This is a genomic window from Humibacter sp. RRB41 (genome assembly GCF_022761015.1).
Lineage (GTDB): Bacteria > Actinomycetota > Actinomycetes > Actinomycetales > Microbacteriaceae > Humibacter.
This window is the reverse complement of the sequence record NZ_JAKWJQ010000001.1, coordinates 1,128,902-1,150,071: the sequence shown is the minus strand read 5'-3', so window position 1 is coordinate 1,150,071 and position 21,170 is coordinate 1,128,902. Positions and strand designations below refer to the sequence as shown.

Annotated in this window: 21 protein-coding genes and 1 tRNA gene; 8 read left to right on the top strand and 14 right to left on the bottom strand. The window is 66.9% G+C overall.

Annotated features, from left to right (window positions below):
* Positions 1-4: 4 nt before the first annotated feature.
* From MJ603_RS05400 to MJ603_RS05390, 3 genes are read right to left on the bottom strand one after another with little or no spacing between them, the layout of a single operon-like run.
* Positions 5-784 (bottom strand): pyrimidine reductase family protein, encoded by a 780-nt coding sequence (locus tag MJ603_RS05400; protein ID WP_243062618.1) that lies wholly within the window; start codon positions 782-784, stop codon positions 5-7.
* A gap of 14 nt (positions 785-798) precedes the next feature.
* Positions 799-1,704 carry a dihydropteroate synthase gene (gene folP / locus MJ603_RS05395; protein WP_243062617.1) on the bottom strand — a complete coding sequence of 302 codons (906 nt, stop codon included), beginning with the start codon at positions 1,702-1,704 and terminating at the stop codon, positions 799-801.
* Positions 1,701-2,936 (bottom strand): NAD(P)/FAD-dependent oxidoreductase, encoded by a 1,236-nt coding sequence (locus MJ603_RS05390; protein ID WP_243062616.1) that lies wholly within the window; start codon positions 2,934-2,936, stop codon positions 1,701-1,703. Before MJ603_RS05390 ends, folP begins: the two co-directional genes overlap by 4 nt.
* A gap of 173 nt (positions 2,937-3,109) precedes the next feature.
* On the opposite strand from MJ603_RS05390, the gene MJ603_RS05385 reads away from it, so the two are divergent.
* The 4 genes from MJ603_RS05385 to MJ603_RS05370 all read left to right on the top strand — a co-directional run bounded on the left by MJ603_RS05385 (position 3,110) and on the right by MJ603_RS05370 (position 7,803).
* Positions 3,110-3,802, top strand: a complete 693-nt coding sequence (locus MJ603_RS05385; protein ID WP_243062615.1) for a response regulator transcription factor — start codon at positions 3,110-3,112, stop codon at positions 3,800-3,802.
* A 107-nt stretch (positions 3,803-3,909) separates the two neighbouring features.
* Entirely contained in the window at positions 3,910-5,649 is a 1,740-nt protein-coding gene (locus MJ603_RS05380; RefSeq protein ID WP_243062614.1) for a HAMP domain-containing sensor histidine kinase, read from the top strand.
* A 209-nt stretch (positions 5,650-5,858) separates the two neighbouring features.
* The gene (locus MJ603_RS05375; protein ID WP_243062613.1) at positions 5,859-7,331 is read left to right on the top strand and encodes an ATP-binding protein; all 1,473 of its coding nucleotides are present in this window, start codon (positions 5,859-5,861) and stop codon (positions 7,329-7,331) included.
* Between the two features lie 181 nt (positions 7,332-7,512).
* The gene (locus tag MJ603_RS05370) at positions 7,513-7,803 is read left to right on the top strand and encodes a WXG100 family type VII secretion target (protein WP_243062612.1); all 291 of its coding nucleotides are present in this window, start codon (positions 7,513-7,515) and stop codon (positions 7,801-7,803) included.
* A gap of 97 nt (positions 7,804-7,900) precedes the next feature.
* On the opposite strand, the gene groL is transcribed toward MJ603_RS05370, so the two are convergent.
* The 4 genes from groL to MJ603_RS05350 all read right to left on the bottom strand — a co-directional run bounded on the left by groL (position 7,901) and on the right by MJ603_RS05350 (position 11,066).
* Positions 7,901-9,520, bottom strand: coding sequence for a chaperonin GroEL (gene groL, locus MJ603_RS05365; protein ID WP_243062611.1), 1,620 nt, complete (start codon positions 9,518-9,520; stop codon positions 7,901-7,903).
* A gap of 230 nt (positions 9,521-9,750) precedes the next feature.
* Positions 9,751-9,954 carry a cold-shock protein gene (locus MJ603_RS05360; protein ID WP_243062610.1) on the bottom strand — a complete coding sequence of 68 codons (204 nt, stop codon included), beginning with the start codon at positions 9,952-9,954 and terminating at the stop codon, positions 9,751-9,753.
* 188 nt (positions 9,955-10,142) lie between these two features.
* A complete protein-coding gene (locus tag MJ603_RS05355; protein WP_243062609.1) occupies positions 10,143-10,703 on the bottom strand; it encodes a LytR C-terminal domain-containing protein in 561 nt (186 codons plus the stop codon).
* A 63-nt stretch (positions 10,704-10,766) separates the two neighbouring features.
* On the bottom strand, positions 10,767-11,066 hold the full coding sequence (locus tag MJ603_RS05350; protein WP_243062608.1) for a DUF3263 domain-containing protein: 300 nt from the start codon (positions 11,064-11,066) through the stop codon (positions 10,767-10,769).
* A gap of 160 nt (positions 11,067-11,226) precedes the next feature.
* Between MJ603_RS05350 and msrB the strand changes: the two genes are divergently transcribed.
* Positions 11,227-11,664 carry a peptide-methionine (R)-S-oxide reductase MsrB gene (msrB, locus tag MJ603_RS05345; RefSeq protein ID WP_243062607.1) on the top strand — a complete coding sequence of 146 codons (438 nt, stop codon included), beginning with the start codon at positions 11,227-11,229 and terminating at the stop codon, positions 11,662-11,664.
* Entirely contained in the window at positions 11,661-12,215 is a 555-nt protein-coding gene (locus MJ603_RS05340) for a nitroreductase family protein (RefSeq protein ID WP_243062606.1), read from the top strand. The genes msrB and MJ603_RS05340 overlap by 4 nt, the downstream gene beginning before the upstream one ends.
* A 43-nt stretch (positions 12,216-12,258) precedes the next feature.
* Here MJ603_RS05340 and MJ603_RS05335 read toward each other — a convergent pair.
* Both MJ603_RS05335 and MJ603_RS05330 read right to left on the bottom strand, forming a co-directional pair.
* Positions 12,259-12,331, bottom strand: a tRNA-Thr gene (locus MJ603_RS05335).
* A 31-nt stretch (positions 12,332-12,362) separates the two neighbouring features.
* Positions 12,363-13,280: a thioredoxin domain-containing protein gene (locus MJ603_RS05330; protein WP_243062605.1), complete on the bottom strand. Its 918-nt coding sequence runs from the start codon at positions 13,278-13,280 to the stop codon at positions 12,363-12,365.
* Positions 13,281-13,581: 301 nt separating this feature from the next.
* On the opposite strand from MJ603_RS05330, the gene MJ603_RS05325 reads away from it, so the two are divergent.
* Positions 13,582-14,676 (top strand): ABC transporter ATP-binding protein, encoded by a 1,095-nt coding sequence (locus MJ603_RS05325; protein WP_243062604.1) that lies wholly within the window; start codon positions 13,582-13,584, stop codon positions 14,674-14,676.
* Positions 14,677-14,758: 82 nt separating this feature from the next.
* On the top strand, positions 14,759-16,048 hold the full coding sequence (locus MJ603_RS05320) for a DUF4032 domain-containing protein (RefSeq protein WP_243062603.1): 1,290 nt from the start codon (positions 14,759-14,761) through the stop codon (positions 16,046-16,048).
* Positions 16,049-16,050: 2 nt separating this feature from the next.
* Here the strand turns inward: MJ603_RS05320 and MJ603_RS05315 are convergent, their stop codons facing one another.
* The 5 genes from MJ603_RS05315 to MJ603_RS05295 all read right to left on the bottom strand — a co-directional run bounded on the left by MJ603_RS05315 (position 16,051) and on the right by MJ603_RS05295 (position 21,141).
* Complete coding sequence (locus MJ603_RS05315; protein ID WP_243062602.1) at positions 16,051-16,884, bottom strand: hypothetical protein; 834 nt, start codon at positions 16,882-16,884, stop codon at positions 16,051-16,053.
* A gap of 79 nt (positions 16,885-16,963) precedes the next feature.
* Positions 16,964-17,965 carry a 23S rRNA (guanosine(2251)-2'-O)-methyltransferase RlmB gene (gene rlmB, locus MJ603_RS05310; RefSeq protein WP_243062601.1) on the bottom strand — a complete coding sequence of 334 codons (1,002 nt, stop codon included), beginning with the start codon at positions 17,963-17,965 and terminating at the stop codon, positions 16,964-16,966.
* Positions 17,955-19,391 carry a cysteine--tRNA ligase gene (gene cysS / locus MJ603_RS05305; protein WP_243062600.1) on the bottom strand — a complete coding sequence of 479 codons (1,437 nt, stop codon included), beginning with the start codon at positions 19,389-19,391 and terminating at the stop codon, positions 17,955-17,957. Before cysS ends, rlmB begins: the two co-directional genes overlap by 11 nt.
* A gap of 9 nt (positions 19,392-19,400) precedes the next feature.
* On the bottom strand, positions 19,401-20,597 hold the full coding sequence (gene ispD, locus MJ603_RS05300) for a 2-C-methyl-D-erythritol 4-phosphate cytidylyltransferase (protein WP_243062599.1): 1,197 nt from the start codon (positions 20,595-20,597) through the stop codon (positions 19,401-19,403).
* Between the two features lie 61 nt (positions 20,598-20,658).
* On the bottom strand, positions 20,659-21,141 hold the full coding sequence (locus MJ603_RS05295) for a CarD family transcriptional regulator (protein WP_243062598.1): 483 nt from the start codon (positions 21,139-21,141) through the stop codon (positions 20,659-20,661).
* Positions 21,142-21,170 lie beyond the last annotated feature (29 nt).

Below are 21,170 nucleotides of genomic sequence, written 5' to 3'. Positions count from 1 at the left end.
CAGGTCAGAGAACCCGGTACTGCAGAAACAGGGTGCCGCCAGACCGCAGCACCTGCTCCAGCCCGAGGCCGCGCTCGCCCTCTGCTCCGCCGATGATGCGCTGACCGGCACCGCCCTCCAGCACCGGACTCACCGTGAGACAGAGCTCATCGAGGGTGCCCTGCCGAACGAACGTGCCGAAGAGGTGCGGGCCGCCTTCGCAGTGCACCCGCTTCAGCCCACGATCGGCGAGCGCATCCAGTGCCGTCGCGGTGTCGAAGGATGCCTCGCCGCACACGATCACGTCTGCCACGGCGCCCAGGCGCTCGCGCCGCACCACCGGCGACGACCCGTTCGTGAGAATGATCGGTCGAACGGGCGCCTGCGTGAACACGTCGCTCGCCGGGTCCAGGTCGAGCCCTCCCGACACGATCGCGAGCGTCGGCTGCGCGGCGAAACCGCGAGAGACACGCCACCGCTCGGATGCCTCGTCGACACGCATGCCGCCGTAGCCTTCGGCCCTGATGGTGCCTGCCCCCACCACGACGACGTCGCAGGGGCGGCGCAGCAGGGCGAAGACCCGCTTGTCCGCGGCATCGGACAGCCCGCCGGAGAGTCCCTCGACGGTCGCCGATCCGTCGGCGGACGTCACGAAGTTCACTCGCACCCAGCGCCCTCCAGCACCGTGCTCGCGTGCTCCGCGCTCGTAACCGTCGATGATGGCGTCGTCGTGGAGTTCCCCCGGCCTGGCGGGCGCGATCGACTCGATCGCGGGATCCGTGTCTGCCACCGTCTCAGCGGCCATCGGCGCTCCCCCGCTCACTCCTCATTGACATCCCCCATGTTGTGCTTCAGGTACGCAGGATCCCTCAGTCCCAGAATCGTCTCGGTCATCCGCACCGCGGCGACGGACTCCCGCACATTGTGCATGCGCACGACGCGTGCACCCTGGGTGATGCAATACACAGCGGCGGCGAGTGATCCCTCGAGGCGATCGCCCCGCTCGGCGTCCAGAGTCTCGCCGATGAAGTCCTTGTTCGACACCGCGGCGAGCGCGGGCAGTCCGATGGCCGCGATTTCATCGAACCTCCTCGTCAGTTCGAGCGTGTGCAGTGTGTTCTTGTTCAGATCGTGCCCCGGGTCGATCACGATGCGCGACTCCGGCACGCCCGAGGCGACCGCCAGTCCGACGCGGTCGCGCAAGAACTCCACCACCTCTGCGACCACGTCGTCGTACCGGGGGCGTGGGTACGCGGTGCGCGGCTCCGCAAGGCTGTGCGTGATCACGAGCGTCGCAGCACTGTCGGCGACGATCTCGGCGAGCGTCTCGTCACGGATGCCCGTCGTGTCGTTGATCACGTCCGCCCCTGCCACGATCGCGTGCCTCGCCACCTGGGGCTGGAAGGTGTCGACGGAGATGACCACGTCCGACTCCCGCCTCAGCGCCTCGATCACCGGCACCACCCTGGCGATCTCGTCGTCGACGGGGAGCGGCGGTCCGGGTTTGAACGGCACGCCGCCGATGTCGATCCAGTCGGCGCCCGCCTTCACCGCGGCGAGACAGGCGCGCACAGCGGCATCCAGGCCGAATGTGGCGCCTTTGTCGTAGAACGAGTCGGGGGTGCGGTTGACGACGGCCATCACCGCGACCCTTCGCGAGAAGTCGAACGTGTGCGCGCCGATCTCGCGCACCGGGTGGCGCAGCGGCGGCAGCCAGACGCTCACGCGTCGACCACGAGATCGCCGAGCGGCACGCCGGGGTCGGCGAGCTTCGCCTCGTCCACCGGCGACTGGGACCTGATGAGGCCCTGAACCTGCTCGTTCACATCCCACACGTTCACGTTCATGCCGGCGACCACCCTCCCTCGTGGCGTCACCCAGAACGACACGAATTCCCTGCCGGCGACATCGCCGCGGTAGACCACGTGCGTGCCCTCCAGCAGGGGTGCGTATCCCGAATACTCCATGCCGACGTCGAACTGGTCCGTATAGAAGTAGGGGATGTCGTCGTACTCGACGCCACGGTCGAGCAGGTTGAGCGCGGCCGTCTTGCCCGTACCGATGGCATTCGCCCAGTGCTCGCTACGCAGTCTCTGCCGCACGACGGGGTGGTACGGGTTGGCCGCGTCGCCTACCGCGAAGACACCGTCGGCGCTCGTTCGCATGCCGGCGTCGACCAGGATGCCGCTTGCCACCTCGAGTCCGGCATCCTGAGCCAATGACACCAGCGGCACTGCCCCCGCGCCGACGATGACGACGTCGGCGTCCACGACGCCGCCCGCGTACTCGACACCGGTCACCGCGCCACCCTCCGTTCGGAACGCCGTCGCAGCTTCTCCGCGCCGAATGTGCACGCCGTGCTCCTCGTGCAGGGCTGCGAACACCTCACCGAGTTCGTCGCCCAACGCTGACGACAACGGCACCCGTGAATGCGAGAGAACCGTGACGTCGTTGCCGAAGGTTCGCGCGTTCGCGGCGACCTCCATGCCGATCCATCCAGAGCCGACAACGACCACGCGCTTGTCACCCGCGGAGATCGCCTCGTGGATGCCGCGCGAGTCCTCGATCGTTCGCAGGTAGTGGATGCCCGCGGCATCCGCCCCCGGCACCTCCAGCCGCCTTGGCGTCGCCCCGGTCGCGATCAGGAGCCTGTCGAACGGCACGGCCGTTCCGCCCTCGAGCAGCACCGATCTCGCATCGAGGTCGAGCGTGTTGGCATGCAGCCCCGAACGCACGTCGACGTCGTGATCACCCCACCAGGCCTCGTCCTGCACCCACACCTCTGAATCGTCGAGAGAAGCCAGATAGGCCTTGGAGAGCGGCGGCCTGGCGTAGGGCTTGTGCGCTTCGCCTGCGACGAGTGTGAGGTGGCCGTCGAAGCCTTCCTCGCGCAACGTGACGGCGGCCGTGCCGGCCGCGAGGCCACCTCCCACGATGACGAACTCCTGTGCTGACATGCGTCCCCTCCTCGTTCGACGCGGCCATCGGCAACGCCCGCGCTTCACTTGATTCTTCTGCATTCACCCCTGCTGCGGCTGCCAGGAGGTCCTCTGCGCGCACACCATTTGCCACTCGATTCTGCACGACAGACTCCCAGGTTGAACCCAGCCAACGCGCAGATACTGGGCGCATGAGCACTGGACCCCGAATTCTGATCGTCGATGACGAGCCGAACATCCGCGACCTCCTCACCACGAGCCTGCGTTTCGCCGGATTCGCTGTGCGCGCCGTCGGCAACGGCGCCCAGGCGATCAGTGCGGTGCTCGAAGAGGAACCCGATCTGATCATTCTGGACGTCATGCTTCCCGACATGAACGGCTTCGGCGTGACCAAGCGTCTGCGCGGAGCCGGTTACACGGCGCCGATCCTCTTCCTCACCGCCAAAGACGACACAGAAGACAAGATCACCGGCCTCACGGTGGGCGGCGACGACTACGTCACCAAGCCGTTCAGCCTCGACGAGATCGTCGCCCGCATCAAGGCCATACTGCGCCGCACCATGCAGGCCGACGACGACGCGATCATCCGCGCCGGCGAGCTCACCATGGATCAGGACACGCACGAGGTCTTCGTCGGCGACACCGCCATCGAGCTCTCCCCCACCGAGTTCAAACTGCTGCGCTACCTCATGCTCAACCCGAACCGGGTGCTGTCGAAGGCGCAGATCCTCGACCACGTCTGGGAGTACGACTTCAACGGAGACGCGGGCATCGTCGAGAGCTACATCTCGTACCTGCGCCGCAAGGTCGACGCCCACTCGACAGAGCCGCTCATCCAGACGAAACGCGGTTTCGGCTACATGCTGAAGGCGGCGAAGGTCTAGGCCTCGCCGTCGTCTCAGCTTGACCGCATAGGCTCCTCACCCGTGACGCCAGCCTTCACCCACGTGCTCAGCCGAGAGCGGTGCGCCCGGCGCAGACGGGCGCACGAATGTTGAACAAGTGGAACGCCATATCGTTGCGCACCAAGATCACGGGCGTCACCGTGCTGGTGCTCACGTTCGGCCTTCTCGTGGCCGGACTCGGCACGATGCTGCTGTTCAAACCGGTGCTCATCGATCTCTTCGATCAGCAGCTGAAGTCGATCGCGGCCCAGCCGTCGAGCATCAACGCCATCCTGCCGACGGAGACCAAGGACGGCAGCGGGCCGGTTCTCGGTGAAGACGTCACCGCGACCTTCTACGTGGCGCTTTACGGTGCAGACGGCACGCTGGTGCAGCAGAACTGGAGCAAGGTCGCCGAGGCGAAGAGGCCGGACGTCCCGAAGACGCTCACGCTGGAGCAGGGCGCCGCATGCGCAAACCAGGGGGCCGGTTGGTTGCAGAGCCGCGACGGCAGCGGGTCGTTCCGCAGCGTGTGCGCCGTTGTCCAACTCGACGCGACGACTCCGACGTACGGCACGGTCATCATCGCGATCTCGACCGCCCAACTGGATGCCGCTCTCGCCAGCTATCTCTCGATCTTCTTCAGCTTCGGCGTGATCGTCGTCATCATCGGCGCGTTCCTCACCAGAGCGCTCGTGACGACCACGTTCCGTCCGCTGCGCGAGGTGGAACGGACCGCGGCCGAAATCGCTGACGGCGACTTCAGCCAGCGACTCGGGGGCGCCACCCCGAACACCGAGGTCGGCAGGCTGAACCGCTCCCTCAACACCATGCTGAACCGCATCGACCGTGCGTTCAAAGACCGCGCCCGCACGATCGAACAGATGCGCAGATTCGTCGGGGATGCCAGCCACGAGCTGCGAACGCCGCTCGTGTCGGTGCGCGGTTACGCGGAGCTCTACCGCATGGGCGCTCTGCAGACGCCGGACGAGGTCGCCCAGGCGATGGACCGCATCGAGAAGGAGGCCGTGCGCATGGGCCTCCTCGTCGAGGATCTGCTGGAGCTCGCCCGCCTGGATGAGACCAAGCCGTTGGCTGCGACAGAGGTCGACCTCGTGCCGCTTGCGCACGACGCCGCACTCGACGCCAACGCCGGCAACCCCGACCGCACCGTCTCGGTGAACCTCTCGCTGCCGCCGCTGCCGCCACCTCCTCCCGGGCCGTCGGCAGAGAGGGCCGTCGAAGCGGATGTCGACGACGACATCGAGCCGCAGACACCATCGCAGCGTCAGTCGTCGTCAGCCCGCCAGCAGCGGGGCGCGAACACGACGGGGCCCATCGGGTTCGCCGGCGCCACCCTCGCCCGGTTGCGCCGCAGGCCACGCAAGGCCGACCCGGGCGTGGAGACAGCACCCCTCGAGCTCGCCGACATCCCCGAGCCGCCGACGGTGCGACCGATCGTGATGGCAGAAGAGAACAAACTGCGTCAGGTGATCGCGAACCTGATCGGCAACGCCGTGCGCTACACGCCAGACGGCAGCCCGATCGAGATCGGCGTCACCGTCGACCAGGACCGTCAGGTCGCCGAGCTCTCCGTCATCGACCATGGCGACGGCATCCCTCCTCAGATCAGGGAGAAGATCTTCCAACGGTTCTGGCGCGCTGACACCTCGCGCACCCGCGAGACGGGCGGAAGCGGACTCGGACTGGCGATCGTCGCATCCATCGTCGCCGCCCACCACGGCACGGTCGACGTCGTCGAGACCCCCGGTGGCGGTGCCACGTTCCGCATCACGCTCCCGCTCGCAGACTCCCCCGCTGCGCCGAAGCCGCCAGAGCAGTCCTGAACTGTCGGCCGTCGACACGCACGACCCCTCCCTCTGCGGCAAGGACGAATAGCCGCAACCCCTCCCCTTTCGGCAAGACTGCATGTCCCGAACCCCTCCCCGTTCGGCAACGACGATGGTCCGGCACCTCTCCCCTTCTGGCAAGCGCCGTGCGCGGTTCGTCGGCGATCCCCGCGTCTTTTCCGGCCGGGGACGGTTACCGTTGCGGGGTGCGCGATGACGAGTTACGGCGCCTGCTGACCGAGAGCAACCCGTGGTGGGCCGCGGCCGCCAGGGGCGCCGATCCGACCGAATGGGTGGCGGGCAACCGCACGCTGCGCGAGCGCACACGCTATGAGCTCGGGTACCGCAGCGGCATCCTCGACGATGTCGCGGGCATCCAACCCGACGGCCGGCTCGTCGTGCTGACGGGACCGAGGCGCATCGGAAAATCCGTTGCTCTGCTGGATGCCGCGGCGAACCTCTGCACCCTGCCCGATGTCGACCCGAGGCAGATCATCTACGTGCCGTGCGACACGATGCGCGGCCGCGACGTCACCCGCACGCTCACGCTCGCCAGGATGCTCACTCGCTCCGTCGACCAGCAGGGCCAGCGGCCAAGGGTGTGGCTCTTCGACGAGATCAGCATGGTGACCGGATGGACCAGCGCGCTCAAGCTCGCCCGCGACACGACTGCCTTCGGCGACGACACGGTCGTCGTCACCGGCAGCCGGTGGGCGCAGTCCGAAGACATCCAGGGCAACCTGCTCGCCGGGCGTGCCGGTTCGTCCGGTTCTCATCGCATCCGGCAACTGCTGCCGATGTCGTTCCGCGACTTCCTGGTCGCCGCCTACCCGGGTCTGCCGGTCGTGCCGGCGTTCAACCCGGCCGACCTGCAGGCCGACGCTGCACGGTGGGCGCTCGACGAATTGCAGTTCGCGGTCGACGAACTCGACCTCGCCTGGCAGGACTACCTCACGTGCGGCGGCTTTCCCAGGGCGGTGTTCGAGCACACTCGCGCGGGGGCCGTCTCCGACGGGTACGCGCGGGACCTGCACGCCTGGCTTCGGCGCGACGTCGATCCGGATGCACCGACCAACACGACCACCACCCTGCTGCGCGGCATCGGCGAGCGGATGGCCAGCCCGCTCAATCTCACCGCAACGGCACAGGAACTCGGCTACGCGAGCCGGCCGACCTTCACCGCTCGCGTCGAGCGTCTCATCAGCACGCACGCCGCGCTGCGCTGCAATCAGGTGCGGGATGCCGGTGACCGTGTCGTCGGCGCGCACTACAAGCTCTATCTCACCGATCCCATCCTTGCCTGGATCCCGTCGATCATCAGCCCTGGTCTCCCAGCCCCCGACTACGCGGCACTCACCGAATCCGCATTGGGCGCAACGCTCGCGCGCGCGATCGAGTCGCTCGACGAGGGGCGCTGGCTTTCCGACGACTCCGTCGGCTATGCGCGCACCGAGTCGAACAACGAGATCGATTTCGCCCCGGTCCGCGTGCCAGTCGGCCGCACGCACGGTATGACGGTGCCCATCGAGAGCAAGTGGGTCGATGCCAGCTGGAAGGCGGAGTCACGCGTCATCGACGGCAAGTACGGGCGCGGCATCCTCGCCACCAAGTCCGTGCTCGACCTGGAGGGCGACGTCTGGGCGGTTCCAGCACCGCTGACGGCACTGCTGCTCGCGTAGCGACGCCCTGCTCGTCCTCCCCAGCTGTGCAAGACCTGCGGCTCGCCACGGAACGGATGCCCCGCGCTCGGCCGGGCCACCGGCATCCGTAGTCTCGGGTCACCGCGCACACCCGCACGACGCGGATCGGTGCCTGCCCTGCTGGACAGGCTTCGCCGGCGCGCCCATGACAGGAGGAACCATGACCACATACCGGGTGGACAGCGACCAGATGATCTCGGCGACCGCCGCAGTGCGAAGCTCGATGAGCCGCATCCAGAGCGAGGTGGCCGGTCTGCTCGGCCAGCTCACTGGCCTGCAGGGCACGTGGAGCGGTCAGGCGTCCGATTCATTCCAGGGTGTCGTGACGCAGTGGAGGGCGACCCAGCAGCAGGTCGAGGAGTCTCTCGCGGCGATCAACCAGGCTCTCGGCCAGGCCGGTCAGCACTACGCGGAGGCCGAGCTCACCAACACCAAGCTGTTCGCGGTCTGATCGGCCGTTCGCTGCCCGATCGGCCGTAGTTCACAGCATCACACGACGAGAGGGCGCCTCCCGTAGGAGACGCCCTCTCGTGCGTTGTGCGTGTGGACTAGAAGTCCATGCCGCCGCCCTCGCCACCGGGAACCGGGGCTGCCTTCTCGGGCTTGTCCGCGACGACAGCCTCCGTCGTGAGGAACAAACCGGCGATGGATGCCGCGTTCTGCAGAGCGGAGCGCGTCACCTTGGCCGGGTCGATGATCCCCTGCGCGAGCAGGTCGCCGTACTCGCCCGTCGCAGCGTTCAGGCCGTGGCCGGCCGGAAGCTCGGCTACCTTGGCCGCGACGACACCCGGCTCGAGACCGGCGTTGAGCGCGATCTGCTTGAGCGGGGCCTCGATCGCGACGCGAACGATGTTCGCGCCGGTCGCCTCGTCACCGGTCAGCTCGAGCTTCTCGAACGCGGCCTTGCCGGCCTGGATCAGCGCGACGCCACCACCGGCGACGACACCTTCCTCGACGGCGGCCTTCGCGTTGCGAACGGCGTCCTCGATGCGGTGCTTGCGCTCCTTGAGCTCCACCTCGGTCGCAGCGCCGGCCTTGATGACGGCAACGCCGCCGGCGAGCTTCGCCAGGCGCTCCTGCAGCTTCTCACGGTCGTAGTCGCTGTCGGTGTTCTCGATCTCGTTGCGGATCTGCTGCACGCGGCCTGCGATCTGCTCCGTGTCGCCTGCGCCCTCGACGATGGTCGTCTCGTCCTTGGTGATGACGACCTTGCGGGCCTGGCCGAGCAGGTCGAGAGTGACGTTCTCGAGCTTGAGACCGACCTCCTCGCTGATGACCTGACCACCGGTGAGGATGGCGATGTCCTGCAGCTGAGCCTTGCGACGGTCACCGAAACCGGGGGCCTTGACGGCGACCGACTTGAAGATGCCGCGGATCTTGTTCACGATCAGCGTCGCGAGCGCCTCGCCGTCGACGTCCTCGGCGATGATCAGCAGCTGCTTGCCCGCCTGGATCACCTTGTCGACGATCGGCAGAAGGTCCTTGATGTTCGAGATCTTCTGGTTCGCGATCAGGATGTACGGGTCCTCGAACACCGCCTCCTGGCGGTCGGGGTCCGTGACGAAGTACTGCGACAGGAAGCCCTTGTCGAAGCGCATGCCCTCTGTCAGCTCGAGCTCGGTGCCGAACGTGTTCGACTCCTCGACCGTGACGACGCCTTCCTTGCCCACCTTGTCGATGGCCTCGGCGATGATCGCACCGATCTCGGGGTCGGCAGCGGAGATGGACGCTGTCGCTGCGATCTGCTCCTTCGTCTCGACCTCCTTGGCGTTCGCGATGAGCTGCTCGGTGACAGCTGCGACGGCCTTCTCGATGCCCTTCTTCAGACTGATCGGGTCAGCACCGGCCGCGACGTTGCGCAGACCCTCGCGTACCAGAGCCTGGGCGAGCACAGTCGCGGTGGTGGTTCCATCACCGGCGACGTCGTCGGTCTTCTTCGCGACCTCCTTGACCAGCTCGGCGCCGATCCGCTCGTACGGGTCGTCGAGCTCGATCTCCTTAGCGATGGACACGCCGTCGTTGGTGATCGTCGGGGCGCCCCACTTCTTGTCGAGCACGACGTTGCGACCGCGCGGGCCGAGGGTCACTCGGACTGCGTCGGCGAGCGTGTTCAGTCCACGCTCGAGGCCGCGACGCGCCTCCTCGTCAAAAGCAATGATCTTTGCCATGTTGTTTCTCGTCCCTCCCGGACGTTACGCGAAAGAATCAGTGGGTTAGCACTCAATCGGAGTGAGTGCTAAGGCGATTCTGGCACTCGACACCCGCGAGTGCAAGACGAGTGCCACCGCGTGACGTGCGCCGGGAGCGAACCGGCCGGCCGCCGACGCTAGACGGCGGCCGGCAGACGAACACGAAGGGCGCCGCGCTGTGCGCGACGCCCTTCGTGTTCTCGAGGTCGTCAGACGGGTCGCACGGACTCCGCCTGGGGACCTTTGCTGCCGGTGCCGACCTCGAAAGTCACCTGCTGACCCTCTTCGAGGACCTTGTAACCGTTCATGTCGATCGCGGAGTAGTGAACGAAAACGTCCTGACTCCCGTCATCGATCGTGATGAAGCCGTAGCCCTTCTCAGCGTTGAACCATTTGACGGTTCCGTTCGCCATTGATTACTCCCATTGCCCTTGACCCAACGCCGCGTGGTCGCGCGCGTTGAACCCCGATAGTAGCGGCCGCCCTGGGCGCTGACGAGAGGTGTTTCCAGATTGAGACATTCGGTCACGCGACGGGGATAATCCCCGTTTCCAGCGACTCGATCGGGCCTCGTCGAGCGTGCCGACCGGGCACCGCGACCTCAGTCGCCGCCGGTCTTGTAGTCGGTTCCGAGCACGATCGTGATGTCGGCCCCAGAGGCCACGAAATCCTGAGTCACTTGGATGGGCGCGTTCCCCAGTGTCTTCGAGACGGCGAGCGCGGCGCCCTCGTTCTTTGGATCGGAGTAATACACCGTCGTCGCCTTGACGTCCGTCGAGCTTGCGTTGGCCGGCGTGATGTTCTTCCAGCCCGCGGCGGTCAGCTTCGTCGTGGCATCCGCCGCCAGACCGGACTCTGTCGTTCCGTTCAGCACGATCACGTTGAGAGCCGGGTTGACGGCCGGGGTGACGGTGGGAGTGGGGGTCGATGTGGGGGTCGGCGTCGTCGTGGTTGTTTTGGAGAACGGCAGGTTCACGTTGAGCGTGCCGTTGATCGCGAAGATCCCGAGAGCACCGAGGCCGACGATCACGATGACGGCTCCCGCACACCACGCGACCCAGATCCATCCATACCCTCGTGGCCGCGGTGCCCGATGCGCACCGATCCGCTCGAGGCCGTCTGGAACCTGGTCGAACCGGTCTGTCGGGTATTTCTCGGCCATCTTCTAGACAGGTCCTCGGGGTAAGGCGGCGTTACCGCGGTCTCATTCGTGCAGCGACGGTGTTCACTGCCGCGGGCGGAGCCGATCCGCTCGCGCCGCAAGGCGGACATCCCTCACCCGCTGCAGACGACGCACCAGCATCGGGTCGTGCACCAGGGCTTCGGGCGTATCGATCACGCGGCCGAGCACCTGATAGTACCTGGCGGTGGAAAGACCGAACTGTGCGCGGATCGCCTGCTCCTTGGCGCCTGCATGCTTCCACCAGCGCCGCTCGAATTCGAGCACGGCGAGGTCGCGCTCGCTGAGTCCCTCTGACGGCTTGTCTTCGCCGGGAACCTGTGCGAGATCGGGGTCGCCCACCACGCGCCCACCTCCTGCCGGTCGCCGCCATTGTAGGGTGCGGATGCCGCACGACGGCCGAGGCGCACGGAACAGTCGGAGCCGCACAGTCGTTAGCCTTGACGGGCAGGCGGACACGCGCGAGGCGCGACATCTTCCGCATGCGAGGAAGGATCCAGCAGCCATGACCTACAAGGTCTCCAAGACAGACGAGCAGTGGCGCCACGAGCTCGACGACGAGCAGTTCTCCGTTCTGCGCCAAGCTGCCACAGAGCGCCCATGGACCGGCGAGCTGCTCGACGAGAGCCGGGCAGGCGTCTACACGTGTGCGGCGTGCGGCGCCGAGCTGTTCAAAAGCGGCACCAAGTTCGATTCGGGATGCGGCTGGCCGAGCTTCTACGAATCCGTTCGCCCAGAGGCCGTCGAGCTGATCGAAGACGACTCGCTCGGCATGGTGCGCACCGAGGTTCGTTGCGCCAACTGCGGCTCGCATCTCGGCCACGTATTTCCCGATGGGTTCGGCACCCCGACCGGCGACCGGTACTGCATGAACTCGATCTCGCTCGACTTCACCCCGCAGGCGGAGTCCGTCGGGTCTGACGGCACCGACCAGCCCCTGTGACCTCAGCACGCCACGCAGCCGCCGCGAGGCGCTCGTACTCGAAGGTGACCGACGCTGCGCCGACACACGAACAACTCGTCGATCTCGTCGCCGCGGCCGGCAGGGTCGCCGACCACAGTTCGTTGCGGCCGTGGCGACTGATCGAGTTGCGCGGGGATGCCCGGGTTCGCCTCGGGGAGGCGATCGCGGCGACGGAGAGCCGCGGCGGTGAACACCGCGCGCCGTCGACCAAACCGCTACGAGCTCCGCTGCTGATAGCGATCGTGTCATCGAGGCGGCACAGCGAGAAGGTGCCCGGCTGGGAGCAGGACGCCGTGGCATCCGGGGTCGCGCACGTCTTGAGCTTGCTGCTCGACGAAGCGGGCTGGGGCGTCATCTGGCGAACCGGCCACTACACGCGCTCGAAGACGGTCGAACGGATGCACGGGCTCGGCAAGAAGGAGGGACTGCTGGGCTGGCTGTACGTCGGCGGCAAGCCGGAGCAGAGAGACGGCAAGGGTGAAGGAGCGCCGAAGCTGGTCGACGCCGAACGTCTCATCACCGTTCTGTAGTGACGGCCAAGCGCGACGCGCGAGTCATCCGTCGAAACCGAAGAGCCGGCTGCGAGGTTCGAACTCGCGACCTTTCGCTTACAAGGCGAATGCTCTACCAACTGAGCTAAGCCGGCGCAGGCAGATGCCCACCGATATCTTATGGGGTCAGCTCGTCGGTGTCGTCGTCGCTGTCGGTGTCGGCGTCGGCGTCGAGTAGGTGTCGGCCTGAGCCTTCACGATGAACGCGCGGAACTCATCGGGATCGGTGAGCGATCCCTGGTACTGCTTGCCGTTGACCAGGATGAGCGGCGTTCCCTTGAACTGCTTCACGCTCGAGTTCGGAATCGACCCGCCGAGAGCGCGATCCAGCGCACTTTGCGCCCACGGCTCGAACCTGCCGTCGTCAATGCACTTCGACACCGAGTCGTCGTTCTTCGTCCCGGCCTTCTTCACCAGCTTCTTGAGCTGCTGGTCTGTGAGTCCGGCCGTGTTCTCCTGCGGCTGGTTGTCGAACAACTCCCTGTTGAAAGCCCAGAACGAATTCGGGTCGTAGTTCGCGACGCATGCGGCAGCGTTGTCGGCGCGCAGCGAGTACTTCGTTCCCGCCGAATGGCTCGCCAGCAGTGGAATGGGGTGGATCTCGATCGTGGCAGCCCCACTGTCGACCAGCTTTCCGATCTGGTCGATGTTGGCTCGCTCGAACTCTCCGCAATACGGGCAGAGATAGTCGACGTAGGTGACGATGCTGACGGCGCCGCCGCCGGCAGAATCCTGCTTCTTCGACACCGGCTTGGCGTCGGCCGCCGCTGCAGGCGTCAACTCGGCCTTCATGTCCTTGCCGATCAGGATGCCGTCGCTCGCCATGTTCGCCGGGCCATGCTCCGGAGCGTGGATCGAACTGACGATCACCACGGCGACGACCGCAGCGGCTGCGATGACAACGGCGATGATGCTGGTGCGGACGACCGCACTGCGGCGGCGCTCCTGCTTGCGGTGCCGTTCGCGGAGTTGGCGCGCCTTATCGCGTGCCGCCGCACGGCGTTCGCCGTTGTTGGGGCGCTCAGCAGGATCGCCGTTGCTCATTCGGTCTCACTTCGGGTGGTGAACTGTGTCGTGCAGGGGACGGCATGCGCTGATGACGAGGCATGCGAAGGCACCGGACGATCGTAGAGCGGCACTCTGGGAAATGCCCAGACGACCTCCAGACGTTCCCCGGATGTCGTGCTTGCGAGACCGCGACGAAAGGGCTCGAGGAGGCCGATTCGCCCGCGCGTGACGCATGTCGTAACATCGGATCTGGTCATCGGAGACTTCGATGGCCATACAACATCCATTCACTACGGATCGTCCGGCACGTACCTGCCGGTGAAGGAGACACACAACCATGGCAACCGTCACGTTCGACGATGCAACCCGGATCTACCCGGGCTCCACTCGCCCCGCCGTCGACAAGTTGAGCCTCGATATCGCCGATGGCGAGTTCCTGGTTCTCGTCGGCCCCTCCGGATGCGGAAAGTCGACATCCCTGCGCATGCTCGCCGGCCTCGAAGAGGTCAACGAAGGCAACATCTTCATCGGAGACCGCAACGTCACCGATGTTCCGCCGAAAGACCGCGACATCGCCATGGTCTTCCAGAACTACGCGCTGTACCCGCACATGACCGTCGCCGAGAACATGGGCTTCGCCCTGAAGATCGCCGGAGTGCACAAGGAAGAGCGCGCGACGCGGGTGCTGGAGGCAGCCAAGCTGCTCGACCTCGAGCCGTACCTGAACCGCAAGCCGAAGGCCCTCTCCGGCGGTCAGCGTCAGCGCGTCGCGATGGGCCGTGCCATCGTGCGCAGCCCGCAGGTGTTCCTCATGGACGAGCCGCTGTCGAACCTCGACGCCAAGCTCCGCGTTCAGACCCGCACCCAGATCGCTTCGCTGACCCGCCGCCTCGGCGTCACGACCGTCTACGTGACGCACGACCAGACCGAGGCCCTGACCATGGGCGACCGCATCGCGGTGCTCAAGGACGGCGTGCTCCAGCAGGTCGGCACCCCGCGCGAACTGTACGCAGAGCCGACCAACGTCTTCGTCGCCGGATTCATCGGCTCCCCCGCGATGAACCTGTTCTCGGCCGACGTGACCGAGGGTGGCATCCAGTTCGGCAACGCCATCGTGCCGGTGGACCGTGATGTGCTGGCCAAGGCAGGCAAGCAGGTCACCATCGGCGTGCGTCCGGAAGACGTCGTCGTCTCCACGACCGCGAGCAACGGCCTCACCGTCGCTGTGGACCTGGTCGAGGAGCTCGGCGCCGACGGTTACCTCTACGGCCACACCGAGGTCGACGAGAAGCGCGTCGACATCGTCGGGCGCGTCGACGGCCGCTCGCACCCGAACGCCGGCGAGACGGTGTACATCACACCGAAGCCCGGCCACGTGCACCTCTTCGACGCTGAAAGCGGCGAGCGCCTCGGCGGCGCCGTGGTCGACTGACCCGATCTCCACCGACCGCCCCGGATCCGAGCCCGTCTCGGATTCGGGGCGTTCTTCTTTGCTCCAAGTAGGGTTTATTGCTATGGCCGGCTCCCTCAACATCACCGCTGCGACGGTGGATCCCGCGCTGCTCGACCTTCCCTGGGACCTTCCGCTGGACGAGTGGCCGAACGATCACATCGCTCTGCTGCCCAAGGGCATCTCACGCCATCTCGTGCGGTTCGCGAACCTCTCCGGCTACGTCATCGCCATCAAGGAGACGACGGGTGAGATGGCCAGGCGCGAATACGACATGCTGCGCACCCTGCAGCGCGTCGACGTGCCGTGCGTCGACCCGTTGGCCGTGATCGAAGGCCGCGCCGACGAGTCAGGGCGACCGCTGAAGCCCGTGCTCGTCACCCGCCACCTGAAGTTCTCGCTGCCCTACCGGGCGTTGTACTCGCAGACACTTCGTCCCGACACGGCAACCCGTCTCGTCGACGCCCTGGCCGTTCTGCTGGTGAGACTGCACATGGTCGGTTTCTTCTGGGGCGACGTGTCGCTGTCGAACACCCTCTTCCGCCGCGATGCCGGCGCGTTCGCCGCATACCTTGTCGACGCCGAGACCGGCCAACTCTACGAGGGCGGCCTTTCGAACGGTCAGCGTGAGAACGACCTGGAGATCGCGCGGGTGAACATCGCGGGCGAACTGATGGACATCGCAGCGGGAGGACGACTCGCCGACGAACTCGACGCCGTCGAGGTCGCGGGCGGCATCGTCGCCGCGTACCGCTCGCTCTGGAAGGAACTGACCGGAAGCGAGTCGTTCTCCGCATCCGAACGGTGGCGCATCGCCGAACGCGTGCGTCGTCTCAACGAGCTCGGATTCGACATCGAAGAACTCGCTATCCGCACCAACGAAGATGGCGCTAGCGTGCGCATCCAGCCCAAGGTCGTCGACGCCGGGCACCACCAGCGGCGCCTCCTGCGGCTCACCGGCCTGGATGCGCAGGAGAACCAGGCTCGGCGGCTGCTGAACGACCTGGACTCCTATGCGGCGACCGTCGCGAAGCCCGGTATGGATGAGGAGGCCCTCGCGCACGAATGGCTCATGCGGGTCTTCGAGCCCGTCGTGCGGGCGATCCCTTCCGATCTGCGCGGCAAACTCGAGCCGGCCGAGGTGTTCCACCAGTTGCTCGATCACCGCTGGTTCATGTCAGAGGATGAAGGCCGCGACGTTCCGCTCGCCGAGGCGCTCTCGTCGTACATCAACGACGTCCTGCGGCACCGCAGAGACGAGGCGACAGTGATCGCACCGCTCACCGAGGCGATCACGGTTCCGACCGGTGTGATCGACGACGATGACGGCGACGACTGGCGTTCGAAGGTCTGACCTCAGCCGACCGACGGCACGGCCGACCAGGTGATGGTGCCGTCCGTCTGCCACGTCACGGTCACCGTCTCAGGGCGACCGTCGAGGGAACGCACGGCATCCTTCGTGAGTGAGAGCCCGTGAAGGGCGATGCCCGCTACCGTCGAGCAGGTCTCCGCTGCGCGGTCGCTGCCGACGACGGCGACCAGACAGATCTGGTCGTCCAAGCGCTTTGCGGCGTAGATCGAGCTGCTCTCCTGGAACGAGGCTCCGCCGGCGACGAGATGGAACGAGGTGGGAAGGAATCCGCGCGTGACGTCGGCCGACAGGACGTCGGCCTGCTCGGCGTTGCGGAAGTACTCCTCGATGGCCGGGCCCGGAAGAGGACGGAACGACGAGTCGTCCGGTGCGAGCGTCGCCGTCTTCGCGACAGTCGGCGGTGCCGCGTGACGGCCGGCTCCGGCACTCGCCCAGACGATCCCCATGACGAGGATGCCGAGCGCGAACGCCCCGACCGCACCGAGGATCGTCGTGCGCCGGAGTCTGCGACCCCGACCGTCGAGAGGATGTTCGCCGGAGCGCTGCTCGTCGACATCCGTGGGCGGCGACCCCGACGAGGCATCCGTGTCGGGGTCGTGGAACGGACGATCCGGTTGCAGCGTCGGGGTGCGCGGCTGCGAAGGCGTGCGGCTCGGGGCATCTGCCGACGCGTGCTCCCGGTCGAATTCGGCGAGTGCCCATTGACTCGGCGTCATCCGGACCGTGCTGCCGGTCGCCGGGTCGACGTAGTCGCGTGGCTGCTCGGCCGCGCCCTCTCGCGAGTACACGCGCTCGAGCAGACGTCGTCTCTCATCCATGAGACAACCTCCCGTCAGGAGTGCGAGCCGTCCTCTTCAGAGTATGCCGCGCAGTCTCCGAGGCGAGTCCTCGTTCGGATCAGCGGGCGTCGGCCTCCGAGCGGAGCTTGGCGATCTCGTACAGGGTCACGCTCGCGGCGATCCCCGCGTTCAACGACTCCGTGGTCGCGCTGATCGGAATCGAGACGATGGCGTCGCAGGTTTCGCTCACCAGGCGCGAGAGGCCCTTGCCCTCGCTGCCGACCACGACGACGACGCCTTGGTTCGCGAGCTCGAGCGAGTGCAGCGACACGTCTCCGTCTCCCGCGAGGCCCAGCACGAACAGGCCGCGCTTCTTCAGCCCCTTCAGCGTCTGCGTGAGGTTGGGAGCCATGGCGACCGGCGTGCGCGCCGCGGCACCGGCCGAAGTCTTCCACGCCGACGCGGTGAGTCCGACCGATCTGCGCTGCGGAACGATCACCACCTGTCCGCCGAACGCGGCGGTCGAGCGGATGATCGCGCCGAGATTGCGCGGGTCGGTCACGCCGTCGAGGGCGACGAACAGCGGTGTCTGACCGCGGCCGAGCACCTGGTCGAGCACGTCATCCGGATGCGCGTACTCGTAGGGCGGCACCTTCAGTGCGACGCCCTGATGCACGGCGTCGCGTCCGGACAAGCGGTCCAGCTCGGGACGCATCACCTCGAGCACGGGTATGCCCCGTTTGGTGGCGAGCGTGAGGATCTCCTTCACGCGGTCGTCGACCTCGATGCGGCTGGCGACGTACAGCGTCGTCGCGGGGATGCGTGCACGCAGCGCCTCGAGCACCGAGTTGCGGCCGGTGACGATCTCCGCCTCATCCGAGCTCGCCCTACGGCTTCCCGAGCCTCCGCCGGTATTCGAGCGTTGACCTGTGCGACCGGCGGCCTTCGCCGCAGAGCGCTCGGCGAGCGCCTTGCGCTTGCCTGCTGCGTGATACTCGCGGTCTTCGGCCTTGGGGGTGGGACCCCTGCCTTCCAGCGCCTTGCGACCCTGCCCGCCCGACCCCTTGATCGGGCCTTTCTTGGATTTGCGTACGGCTCCCGCGCGCGGCTTATTCGCCATCGATACTCCAATGTGCACCCGTAGGGGTGTCTTCGATCGTGATGCCCGCGTCGGCGAGCTCGGAACGGATGCGGTCCGCAGCTGCGAAATCGCGAGCCTGCCGCGCAGCCTGCCTGTCGGCGAGCAGCGTGCGCAGCAAGGCGTCGAGGACGGCGCGCGACGGGGCATCCGTCTGCGCCTTCCACGTCGTCGAAAGGGGGTTGATGCCGAGAACCTCGGTCATCGCGACGACCTGACCGCGTGCTGCGGCCGCCGCGCCGAGGTCTTCGCCGTCGAGCGCCTGATTGCCGGTACGCACGGTGTCGTGCAGCACGGCGAGCGCCTGCGGAACGCCGAAGTCGTCGTCCATGGCCGCCGCGAACGCGTCGGGGATGATCTCCACTCCGCTCGACGCGAATCGCGTTCCCTCGAGCCGGCGCTCGACCCGCTCGAGGAAGCCGGCGATGCGCTCCAGCGCCGCCTCGGCCTCGGCAAGCGATCCCGCTGTGTAGTCGATGGTCGAACGATAATGGGCGGCGCCCAGGTAGTAGCGAACCACGAGCGGGCGTGCAGCACCCAACAGATCTGCCGCATAGACCGAGTTGCCGAGCGACTTCGACATCTTCTGGCCAGATATGTTCACCAAGCCGTTGTGGACCCAGTAGTCGGCGAACGCCTCTCCGGCCGCGGTCGACTGGGCGAGCTCGTTCTCGTGGTGCGGAAAGCGCAGATCGAGTCCGCCGCCGTGGATGTCGAACCGCGATCCGAGGTAGCGCGACGACATCGCGGAGCACTCGATGTGCCAGCCGGGACGCCCGGCACCCCACGGGCTCTGCCACGACGCCGAGGCCGGTTCGCCTTCCTTGCGTCCCTTCCACAGAGCGAAGTCGCGGGGGTCGCGCTTGGCGCGCGGGTCGGCATCCGCAGCGGCCTCCATCGCGTCGATGCTCTGGTTCGTCAGTTCGCCATAGCTCGGCCAGCTGCGCACGTCGAAATACACGTCGCCGGAGTCGTCGTCGGCCCGGTAGGCGTGGCCACCGTCGATCAGCCGGGTGATGATCTCCTGCATCTGCGGGATGCTCGCCGTCGCGCGCGGCTCATACGTCGGCGCCTGGATGCCGAGAGCGGCATACGAGTCGGTGAATTCGCGCTCGTAGCGGTAGGCCAGCGCCCACCACTCCTCGCTGCTGCCGGACGCACGCGCCGCGGCCGCGTTGATCAGCACCTTGTCATCGACGTCGGTGACGTTGCGGACAAGCGTGACATCGAAGCCGCGGTAGTTGAACCACCGCCTGATCTGGTCGTAGACGAGCGCCGAGCGCAGGTGGCCGATGTGAGGAGAGGACTGCACGGTGGGACCGCAGACGTAGATGCCGACCCGGCCGTCTACGAGCGGAACGAAGTCGCGCAGCGCGGCAGCGCGCGTGTCGTACAGTCTGATTCCCACCCGATAAGACTATTCGGCCCGGGCTGGACGACCGCCCATTGTGTCGGCGCCGTTCGCGGGCATCACCACGGCTGTCGCGATGGCCGTGACACCTTCACCGCGCCCGGTGAACCCGAGACCGTCGGTCGTCGTCGCCGAGATCGAGACCGGCGCGCCGAGGATGCCCGTGAGCAGACGCTCCGCTTCCACCCGCCGTGCGGAGAAGCGAGGACGGTTGCCGATCAACTGCACGCTCACATTGCCGACGCGGAACCCCGCATTTCGCAACAGCTCGGCGGTCGCCAGCAGGAACACATCACCGTGTGCACCCGCGAAGCCGGGATCGTCGGTGCCGAACGCACCGCCGATGTCGCCGAGCCCGGCCGCCGACAGCAGTGCGTCCACCATGGCGTGGGCGACGGCGTCCCCGTCGCTGTGTCCGGCCAGCGCCGGCTCACCCGGCCAGTACAGCCCTGCGAGCCAGAGCTCGCCGTCACCGTCGAACGCGTGCGTGTCCGTGCCGACACCGATGCGGGGCATGCCGCCTCCCAGAAGCTGTTCCGCCCTGTGCAGATCTGCCGGCGTCGTGATCTTGAACGCGAGGGCGTCGCCCTTGATGATCCGCACGGCGTGCCCGGCCGCAGCGACGAGTGCCGCATCATCCGTCGCCTCGTCGACCGCCACGCGGTACGCCTCGACGATGTGCTCGCGCGGGAAACCCTGCGGGGTCTGCACCGCGACCAGCTCGGAGCGGTCGACGGTCTCGGTGATACGTGCGTCGGCATCCGTGCGCTTGACGGTGTCGCTCACGGGGAGCCCGGGGACGACGCCGTCGCCCGAGGCGTCGATGGCGGAGACCACGGCGTCGAAAAGGCCGGAGGGTGTGAACGCCCTTGCCGCATCGTGCACCAGCACGATCTCGACGGCGTCATCGAGCACGTCGAGCCCTGCCGCAACGGATGCCTGCCTGCTCGCGCCGCCCGCGACGACGACGACCTCGGGCGCGATCGGCACGATCAGCTCAGTGGTTCGGTCCGTCAGCTCATCGGGCACGACGACGATCAGCTGCGCGCGGTGGGACATGCCGATCACGGAATGCACGGCGTGCTCGAGAAGAGTGAGACCGCCCGCCGCCACGAACGCCTTCGGGACCGCGCCACCCAAGCGCGTACCGGACCCCGCGCCGACGACGACGACCGCGATGCGCACGACTGGTTCGATGCTCACGCCTTCGACAGTAGCCGCCGGGAGGGCGCGAATGGCCGTCCCGGCGACAGACGTCGTGGCGTCAGGAGGCGAGCACTCCGTCGAGGACGGTGGATGCCTGCTCCTCGTCGGTCTTCTCCGCGAGCGCGAGCTCCGAGATGAGGATCTGACGTGCCTTGGCGAGCATGCGCTTCTCTCCGGCGGACAGACCGCGGTCCTGGTCGCGGCGCCACAGGTCGCGAACGACCTCTGAGACCTTGATCACGTCACCGGAGGCGAGCTTCTCGAGGTTCGCCTTGTAGCGGCGGGACCAGTTGGTCGGCTCCTCGGTGAACTCGGCACGGAGCACTTCGAAGACCTTGTCCAGGCCTTCTTTTCCGATCACGTCACGCACGCCGACCAGGTCGACATTCTCAGCCGGGACCTCGATCGTGAGGTCTCCCTGTGTGACATTGAGCTTGAGGTAGACCTTCTCTTCGCCCTTGATGATTCTCTTCTTCACCTCGGTGATAGTTGCGGCACCATGGTGGGGGTAAACGACTGTTTCGCCGACCTCGAAAAGCATAGATTGCAGTCCCTTCAGCAGCGTCTAGG